Raw genomic sequence first — 2,909 nt, 5'->3', positions numbered from 1 at the left:
GTCGAGGACCGCGAGCACGGCGGGCTCGGGGAGGCGCAGAAGTTCCCGCAGCCCGGGCTCATCGTGGCGCTCGCCGAGCCGCGCACCGCCGAGCTCGCGCCGGGCGTCGCCGAGCGGCTGCTCGACGCGGCCGCCGGCGACGACGAGGTGGTGCGCGCCGGGCGCTACTCGCACCTGCGGGGCCGCGACGGCGGCTTCTTCCGCTACGCGACGCAGCGCGACTGGTCGGTGCCGCACTTCGAGCGGATGCTCGTCGACAACGCGCAGCTGCTGCACGCGGCGACGCTGCTCGGCCGCGAGTCCGTCGCGCGCGGCATCGTCGCGTTCCTCGACGACGTGCTCCGGCTGCCCGGCGGCGCCTTCGCCGTCGCCGAGGATGCCGAGTCCACGGTCGACGGGCGGCGCGTCGAGGGCGGCTGGCACCTCGCGCCCGACCCGCGCGCGCCCGGCGTCGAGCGGCCGCCGCTCGACCGGCTCGTCGTCACGTCGGCCAACGGGCTCGCGATCGAGGCGCTCAGCATCCGTGCGCTCCGCGATGCCGACGAGCGCGCGCTCGAGCTCGCTCGCGGGGCCGCCGAGCTCCTGCTCGAGCGCCACGCGGCGGACCCCGCCGCGCTCGTGCACGCGAGTCTCGACGGCACTCCGTCCGCCGCGGCGGCCACCGCGGCCGACGCGGGCAGCCTCGCGGCCGGGCTCATCGCGCTCACCGGCGCGACAGGAGAGGCGCGCTGGGCGAGCGCGGCCCGGGCGATCCTGGAGCACGCGCCCGACCCGGCAGCGCCCACGGGGCACGGCCCCGCGCTCGAGCGCGGCCCTGACTCCGACGGCGACGCGCCCTCCGGCCGGGCGGCGCTCGCCGGCGCGTGGGCCGGCCTCTACGCGCTCACCGGCGACACCGCGCACCTGGAGGCCGCGCGGGCGATGCTCGACGCGAGCCTCGCCCTGCAGAACCCCCTCGCCGGTGCCGCGACCCTCCGGGTCGCCGCGCTGCTCGCCGAGCCGCCGCGCACCACCGTGCTCATCGGCGACCCGCCGCTCGAGCACCGGCGGGAGCCCGGCGCGGTCATCGCGACGCCCCAGCAGGCGGCCGAGCTGGCCGCAGCGGGCTTCTCGCTCTTCGAGGGCAAGACCGAGCCGGGGGCCTATCGCTGCGAGGCATTCGTCTGCGAGCTCCCGGAGCGTTACTGACCGCGAGCGGGCTCGATCAGCGGCCGGGCCAGGTCGGCGGCCAGTAGCGCAGCCGGATCATGTCCGAGTCGAGCTGGATGCCGTACCAGACGGGCATGAACCACAGCGAGACCGCGAGCGCGACCACGAGCAGCGCCACGATGGTGAGCCAGCCGGCGGCGCGCCGCTCCGCGCTCCCGTCGACCGGCGCGGCGGTGGCTACCTGCGTGGGGCCGTCGCCCGCCATTCCCGACGCGACCGCGGCCTCGAGCCCGCCGGCCCCGCCTCGCGCATCCGCGACCCCGGCCACGCCGACCCTGCCCGGCGCATCCGCCACCCGTCGGGCCGGCCCGACGAGCAGCTGCAGCGCGAGCGCGAGCCCGATCACGAGGAACGGGAGGAAGACGATCGCGTAGAAGAAGAAGATCGTCCGCTCGGGGAAGAGCAGCCACGGCACGTAGCCCGCGATCACCCCGACGAGCAGGAAGCCGGCCCGGCGATCGAGGGTTCGGCCGAAGTGGAACAGCAGCACGCCGAGCGCGACGACCGAGCCGTACCAGACGAGCAGGTTCGGCAGCGCCGTCACCCACCACGTGCCCTCGCTGCCCGAGACCATCTCGAAGCCGGTCGGGCGGCCGAGGTAGAGCCACTCGAACGCGGGCGACTGGTAGCTGTGGTCGCCCGTGAGGCCGACGTGGAAGCCGAACTGCTGCACGTGGTACTGCCACAGCGACTGCAGGCCGAGCGGCACCCACGCGAGGAGCCCGCCCCAGCGCAGGTCGGCGCGCTCGAGCATGAGCTGCGAGCCCCAGCCGCCGTCGAACCAGCCCGCGTAGCTCGCGACGTACACCACGAGTGCCGGCCCGCACAGCAGCACGAAGCTCGCCGGCGCCTGCGTCACGAGCGTGCCGAGCCAGGGGGAGCGGAAGCCGGCGCGGCGCCGGTCGAGCGCGTCCATCGCGACGATCCAGAGGCCGAACGCGGCGACGAAGGCGAGCCCCGACCACTTCGTCGCGCATGCGGCGCCCAGCAGCACGCCGGCGACGAGGATCCAAGGGCGGTTCCACATAGCGGCACCGAACCGGCGAGGCCGGGCATCGAGCGCCCGCACCGTGCGCGCGGGTGAGCCGCGGCGGTCGAGCAGCAGCGCGCCGGCGCCTGCGAGCACGAACATCGTGAGCACCCCGTCGAGCAGCGCCGTGCGGCTCATCACGATCGCGAGCCCGTCGATCGCGATGAGGAAGCCCGCGACGCTCGCGAACGCGACCGAGCGCAGCAGGCCGCGCGCGACCGCGTAGGTGAGGCCCACGACCGCGATGCCCGCGAGCGCGCTCGGCAGCCGCCACCAGAAGGGGTCGGCCATGCCGAAGACGGCCATCGCCATGCCGATGATCCACTTGCCGAGCGGCGGGTGCACGACGTAGTCGGCCTCGGTCGTCAGGCCGCCCGGGTCGCCGGCCTCGAAGCGCTCGTCCGAGCCCTCGGCCCACTCGCCCTCGTAGCCGAGCTGCCAGGTCGACCAGCCCTCCTTGACGTAGTAGGTCTCGTCGAAGACGAGGATCCCGGGGTGCCCGAGCGCGGTGAGCCGGGCGATCGCGGCGATCGCGAGGATGGCGACCGGCGCGCCGATCTCGATGCGGCGGCGGATGCGCGGCTCGGCCAGGCGCCGCTCGGCCGACAGGTACGCCGACGTGAGTCGCTCGCGGGCGCGCCCGGATCGGCGCGCGGGCGCGGGCTCGGCC

At 75.8% G+C, this 2,909-nt stretch carries 1 protein-coding gene and 1 pseudogene; one reads left to right on the top strand and one right to left on the bottom strand.

Annotated features, from left to right (window positions below):
- Positions 1-1,188 (top strand): annotated as a pseudogene (locus tag NWP09_RS12320) (thioredoxin domain-containing protein); the annotation flags it as partial.
- 16 nt (positions 1,189-1,204) lie between these two features.
- Here the strand turns inward: NWP09_RS12320 and NWP09_RS12315 are convergent.
- On the bottom strand, positions 1,205-2,909 hold a 1,705-nt coding region (locus tag NWP09_RS12315; protein WP_258275793.1), incomplete at its 5' end, for a dolichyl-phosphate-mannose--protein mannosyltransferase.

Origin of the sequence: Agrococcus sp. HG114 (genome assembly GCF_024723325.1) — a bacterium.
Lineage (GTDB): Bacteria > Actinomycetota > Actinomycetes > Actinomycetales > Microbacteriaceae > Agrococcus.
Note: the sequence above shows the minus strand (reverse complement) of the source record. Positions and strands in the feature narration are given on the sequence as shown.